Below are 6,600 nucleotides of genomic sequence, written 5' to 3'. Positions count from 1 at the left end.
CATTCTGAATATTTTTATTATAATTAAAATTAGTGGTGATCTATTACTATTTACTTACATTTTATGGTAACTATCATATTTTATTTGACGTTATCTCCTAATTACCGCTGACTCGAGCTTTATCATGAACATTTTTCTCAAAAGCCTTCATCAAAGCATCATCTCTGTTTAAGCCCTGTGCTTCAAAGTCAGCAATCGCACTAATCATCCGCTGGTAATCACGCGGCATTACCCGAATGAATTTTGACTTATATTCCTGCCAGTTATTCAAAATCTCAGCGGCTAGATCGCTGCCGGTATATTTTAAATGTTTTTCAATCATTTCTTTAACTATCATTTCATCTTTCGTTTCAGTTAAATAGTCAAGCTCAACCATTTCTTCATTCACTTTATCCTTAAATTCAGCTTCTAAGTCAAATACATAGGCAGTTCCACCTGTCATTCCAGCAGCGAAATTACGGCCAACCTGACCGAGAACTACAACTTTTCCACCGGTCATATATTCACAGCCATGATCTCCAAGACCTTCGACAACAGCATTTACTCCACTGTTTCTCACACAGAAACGCTCACCTGCTTTTCCTTCTATATAGGCATTACCGGAAGTTGCACCAAAGAAGGCCACATTACCAATAATAATATTTTCTTCAGCTTTAAACTTTGACATTTCTGATTTCTCAACTATTACCTTTGCTCCTGATAGTCCTTTACCAAGATAATCGTTGCTGTCTCCTTTGAGCCTAAAAGTTACTCCTTTAGGCAGATAAGCGGCAAAACTTTGTCCAGCAGAACCGGTGAAGTTAAGCTGAATTGTATCTTCTTTGAGTCCCTCAGCTCCATAAAGTTTTGTTATTTCACTACCCAAAATTGTTCCGACAACTCGATCTGTATTATGAATCTTTAGGTCTTTTTCGAGCAGAATGCCATTTTCTACTGCTTCTTTTGTCATTTCCAGCAGTTCTCTTGAGTCCAGACTTTTCTCCAGTCCGTGATCCTGCTTTTGCTGACAGTAAACAGCTTTTTCTTTTGCATTTTTAGGCTGATATAAAATAGCGGCATAATCAAGACCCTTGGCCTTCCAATGATCTTTAGTTTTATCCTGTCTTAGTTTATCAACTCTACCTACCAGTTCATTTACAGAGCGGAAACCTAAGGCTGCCAGCTCCTGTCGGAAATCTTCAGCCATAAAGCGCATAAAATTAACCACATGCTCAGGTTTACCCTGAAACCTCTGCCGCAGTTCCGGATCCTGAGTTGCAACTCCAACCGGGCAAGTATTCTTGCTGCAGACCCTCATCATAACACAGCCTAAAGCTACCAGGGGAGTTGTAGCAAAACCAAATTCTTCTGCTCCCAACATTGCTGCCACTGCTAAATCTTTACCGGTCATTATCTTACCGTCTGTCTCTAAAGTTACCCGGTCTCTGAGGTCATTTAAAACAAGAGTCTGATGAGTTTCAGACAGACCTAGCTCCCAGGGAAGTCCGGCATGGCGGATACTGGTCCGGGGAGAAGCACCTGTTCCACCATCATAACCGCTGATTAAAATTACATCTGCTTTACCTTTAGCAACCCCAGCTGCAACTGTACCAACTCCTACTTCAGATACCAATTTAACGTTAATTCTGGCCTCACGGTTGGCATTTTTTAAATCATGGATCAGCTGAGCTAAATCCTCAATTGAATAAATATCATGGTGTGGTGGGGGTGAAATTAGCCCTACTCCTGGAGTTGTTCCTCTGCATTCTGCAATCCAGGGATAAACTTTTTTGCCAGGCAGCTGTCCACCTTCACCCGGTTTTGCTCCTTGGGCCATCTTGATTTGAATTTCTTTAGCATTAACCAAATAGTGAGAATTAACACCAAATCGGCCAGAGGCAACCTGTTTAATAGCACTGCTCCTTAAATTCCCATTTTCATCAGGAGTAAAGCGCTCTGGATCTTCTCCACCTTCACCCGTATTACTTTTACCACCGATCCTATTCATAGCAATCGCCAGTGCCTCATGTGCTTCCTTACTGATCGAGCCGTAGGACATCGCTCCTGTTTTAAAACGCTTCATGATTGCTTCTGCCGGCTCAACCTCTTCGATTGGAATTGGTTCTGACTGATATTCAGGTTCTAATAGTCCGCGCAGAGTCAGCATTTTAGTGCTCTGATCATTTATCTTTGCTCTGTATTCTTTAAACAGCTCATAATTATTATCTCTCACTGACCGCTGCAGTAAATAAATAGTCTCAGGATCATAAAGGTGTTCTTCTCCATCTTTTCGCCAGCTAAAATTACCACCTGGATCAAGTGTTTCCTTTTCTACTTTAACTCCCTTAAAAGCACTATCATGGCGCATTATGCTCTCTTTTTCAATCTCCTCAATCCCAATTCCACCGATGCGGGAGGCTGTGCGGCAGAAATATTTATCTATAACTGCTTCAGAAATTCCAATAGCCTCAAAAATCTGGGCTCCTCGATAGCTCTGAACTGTGGAGATTCCCATTTTGGCCATTACTTTAACAACACCCTTTACAGCTGCTTTGATATATTTCTGTACAGCCTTTTCTTTGCTGGATTCAAGGTGGCCTTTTTTAACTAAATCTTCCAGAGTTGCAAAAGCTAGATATGGATTTACTGCATCTAGTCCATAACCGATTAAAACTGAAAAATGGTGGACCTCTTTCGGCTCACCTGATTCTAAAACCAGACTGATTTCTGTTCTTAAACCCTTTCCAATTAAATAATGATGGAGTCCGCTTACTGCTAAAAGTGCAGGTACAGCAACTTTGCTGCCATTTACTCCTCGGTCAGAAAGAATTAAAATATTTACTCCCTCAGCAATTAAAGCTTCAGCTTCTTTAAATAGTTCAGTCATTCTTGTTTCCAGACTCTCTTCTTTTTTATCAAATATAATCTTCAGTATCGCTGTTTTAAAGCCCGGCTGGTCCATTCCTTTAATTAACCTAAGCTCCTCATTACTCAGCAGTGGATGATCCAGCTCCAGCTGTCGGCAGCTTTTAGCATCCGGCTTCAGTAAATTAGATTCCGAACCTAAAAAAGTATTAGTCGCTGTAATCAACTTCTCTCTAATCGAATCAATGGGAGGATTTGTTACCTGTGCAAAGCGCTGCTTAAAGTAATTATATAAAAGCTGAGGCTGGTCAGATAAAACTGCCAGTGAGGCATCATTACCCATAGAGCCAATTGGATCAACTCCATCGCGGGCCATTGGAATTAAAATCTTCTGTAAATCTTCATAGCTGTAGCCAAAACTTTTCTGCAGCTTAACCAAGGTAGAGGACTGCAAATCCTTTATTCCAGTTCTTTCATCTGCAGCTTCTAACTTCTCTAACTCTGCTTTTAAATCTTTGAGCTCTATTAGTTCTTCTTCAAGCCATTTTCCATAAGGCTCAGCCGCTGCAATCTCTGCCTTCAGTTCCTGGTCATTAATAATTCTTCCTTCTTCAGTATCTAAAAGCAGCATCTTACCCGGCTCCAGCCTCTGTTTGCTAATAACTTTCTCCTCCGGCAGATCAAGCACCCCAACTTCTGAAGCTAAAACCAATAAATCATCATCTGTCAGATAATAGCGGGAAGGACGGAGGCCATTTCGATCAAGCACAGCTCCCACCTGAGTTCCATCGGTAAAAGCCATTGCAGCAGGGCCATCCCAGGCTTCCATAATTGTACTGTGGTAATAATAAAAATCTCTCTTTTTTCTTTCCATCTCTTCATTATTCTCCCAGGGTTCGGGAATCATCATCATCACAGAATGAGCCAGCGAGCGTCCGTTTAAAGCTAAAAACTCTAAAACATTATCAAAACGAGCTGAATCACTGCCTTCAGGTGCAATAACCGGCAGCAGTTCTTTTAAGTCATCGCTGAAAATATCACTTTCAAAAATTCCTTCTCTAGCCCTCATCCAGTTCTGGTTGCCCAGCATCGTATTGATCTCACCATTATGGATCAAATATCGGTTAGGATGGGCTCTTTCCCAGCTGGGAAAGGTGTTGGTGCTGAAGCGTGAATGCACCAGGGCAATCGCTGTCTCCATTTTTGGGTGACTTAAATCAGGGAAAAACCCTTCCAGCTGCTCGGGAGTCAGCATTCCCTTATAGACTAAAGTACGGCTGGATAGGGAAGCAAAATATAAGTCTCCTTGATACTCTGAATTACGAATTTTATTTTCTATTTTTTTGCGGATTAAATATAATTTTCGTTCAAAATCTATTCCCTGCTCTACTTCTTTTGATTTTTCAATAAAAACTTGATAAAAATCTGGCATTACTTCCAAGGCGGAGTTTCCAATTCCAGCTGGATTTATGGGCACCTTTCGCCAACCAAGCAGCTTCTGACCTTCTGCTCTTATAGTATTTTCAACTAATTCCCTAATTGCTTCTCGCTTCATTTTATCCTGCGGCAGAAAAATCATTCCTACTCCATACTCTCCTACTTGAGGAAGTGGTACCCCCTCTTCAGCTAGCTGCTTCCTTAAAAAATTGTCAGGAAGCTGAATAAGTATCCCGGCACCATCACCAGTATTTTCTTCACTACCACTTGCTCCCCGGTGGCTTAAATTAACCAACACTTCTAAGGCCTGTTTAACTATCTGATGGGACTTTCTACCTTTAATATGGCTCACAAATCCCATACCACAAGCATCGTGCTCAAATTCCGGACTATATAACCCCTGTTTTTCAGGCAGTTTTGTAAAAGTCATAAAAATCATTCCTTCTTTTTTAGATTAGTTTTGAACTAAAGGCTCAGGCAGCTGAATATTTTTTGTGATTGAAATTTAAATAACAAAATATAATCAGATGTCTCTGCTAATGTGTACTTTAAAGTATAGAGCTAAAGAAGTGCTCTGTAAATAGATTTGAAAATTTCTATACCTGTATACAGGGATTATATTGCTGGAAAGCTTATTTTGATGAATTTAGAAACCATAATATCTGTATACATGGATTAAAAAATGAGAGTTATTGAACTTAATTTTAAAAAGGAATATACTGAAGTCAGAAATCAACAATCAAATAATTTAGGAGAGTGATTATGATGTCAAAGTACAGCAAAGAAGATATTTTAAAGATGGCAGAAGAAAAGAATGTTAGGTTTATCAGAATGCAGTTTACTGATATCCTCGGGATAGTCAAAAATGTTGCAATAACAGTTAAACAACTGGAAGATGCACTTGATAACAAAATTATGTTTGATGGTTCTTCCATTGATGGTTTTACCAGGATTCAGGAATCTGATATGTATTTAAGACCAGATTATGATACTTTTACTATTTTTCCCTGGCGTCCGGAAAAAGATGGAGCAGTTGCCCGCTTGATCTGTGATGTTTATATGCCAGATGGTACTCCTTTTTCAGGCGGTCCGCGTAATGTATTAAAAAAAGCTTTAAAAGAAGCTGAAGAAATGGGTTATGAAATGAATGTTGGTCCAGAACCAGAATTTTTCCTTTTCCAATTAGATGAAAATGGTGAGGCCACTACCAAAACTCACGATAATGGTGGTTACTTTGATTTAGGACCAATTGATAAAGGAATTAATGCCCGCCGCAGTATCGTTTTAGCTTTAGAAGAAATGGGTTTTGAAGTTGAAGCATCTCACCACGAGGTAGCTCCAGGTCAGCATGAAATTGATTTTAAATATGCACCTGCTTTAGAAACCGCTGATAATATTGCTACTTTTAAGTTTGTAACTAAATCTATTGCTCACGAACACGGTTTACACGCTACTTTTATGCCTAAACCTATTTTTGGTGAAAATGGTTCCGGAATGCATGTCCATCAATCATTATTTAAGGATGGAAAAAATGTTTTTTATGATGAAAATGACCGTTTAGGTTTAAGCAAAACTGCTTATCACTACATTGGAGGATTATTAAAACATGCTAGAGCCATTACTGCAATCACTAACCCTTCAATTAATTCATATAAGCGTTTAGTACCTGGCTATGAAGCTCCAGTTTATGTAGCCTGGTCAAGTGCCAACAGAAGTGCCTTAATCAGAATTCCAGCCGCTCGTGGTGCAGGTACAAGATTGGAATTAAGAAATCCTGATCCCAGTGCTAACCCCTATCTAGCAATTGCAGTTATGTTAAAAGCCGGTCTTGATGGAATTAAAAATGAAATTGAACCACCTGCAGAAGTTTTAGAAAATATTTATGAAATGTCAGCTGCGAAAAAAGAAGAAAGTAAAATTGAAAGTCTGCCGGCAAATATCGATAAAGCTGTCAGCCTACTTTTAAAAGATGAAGTTATTACAAGTGTTTTAGGTGAACATGTTTTAGAACACTTTGTTGCTGCTAAAAAGGTTGAATGGGATGAATATAGAACTCAGGTCAGCCAGTGGGAATTAGATAAATATCTTTCTACCTTTTAATTAGCGAGAATTGAGAACAAAAGTATATAATGCAGATACTCACTCTACAAAAGCCTTCCAGTTGAATATTTCACAGGAAGGTTTTTGTTTTATAACTCTTTTTAATTTTATAGACTTATTTAAACCTGAATTATTCATAGCAACCACGAAATAAATTATCAGTCCTAATATAGCAACATTCTATCAAAATATTATTTTCACCCGGTGGGTGAAAGATTT

2 protein-coding genes are annotated in these 6,600 nt (G+C 39.0%); one reads left to right on the top strand and one right to left on the bottom strand.

The features are described 5' to 3' along the window. Positions 1-97 precede the first annotated feature (97 nt). Positions 98-4,711, bottom strand: a complete 4,614-nt coding sequence (gltB, locus tag C7954_RS13130; protein ID WP_134060272.1) for a glutamate synthase large subunit — start codon at positions 4,709-4,711, stop codon at positions 98-100. A 335-nt stretch (positions 4,712-5,046) separates the two neighbouring features. Between gltB and glnA the strand changes: the two genes are divergently transcribed. Next, positions 5,047-6,381 carry a type I glutamate--ammonia ligase gene (gene glnA / locus C7954_RS13125; RefSeq protein ID WP_089655736.1) on the top strand — a complete coding sequence of 445 codons (1,335 nt, stop codon included), beginning with the start codon at positions 5,047-5,049 and terminating at the stop codon, positions 6,379-6,381. Positions 6,382-6,600 lie beyond the last annotated feature (219 nt).

The organism is Halanaerobium congolense (assembly GCF_004366375.1).
Classification (GTDB): Bacteria; Bacillota; Halanaerobiia; order Halanaerobiales; family Halanaerobiaceae; genus Halanaerobium; species Halanaerobium congolense.
Note: the sequence above shows the minus strand (reverse complement) of the source record. Positions and strands in the feature narration are given on the sequence as shown.

Excerpts from the sequence above, each read along its gene's own strand:
- glnA (WP_089655736.1), top strand. The coding sequence starts at position 5,047 with ATGTCAAAGTACAGCAAAGAAGATATTTTAAAGATGGCAGAAGAAAAG.
- gltB (WP_134060272.1), bottom strand. The coding sequence starts at position 4,711 with ATGACTTTTACAAAACTGCCTGAAAAACAGGGGTTATATAGTCCGGAA.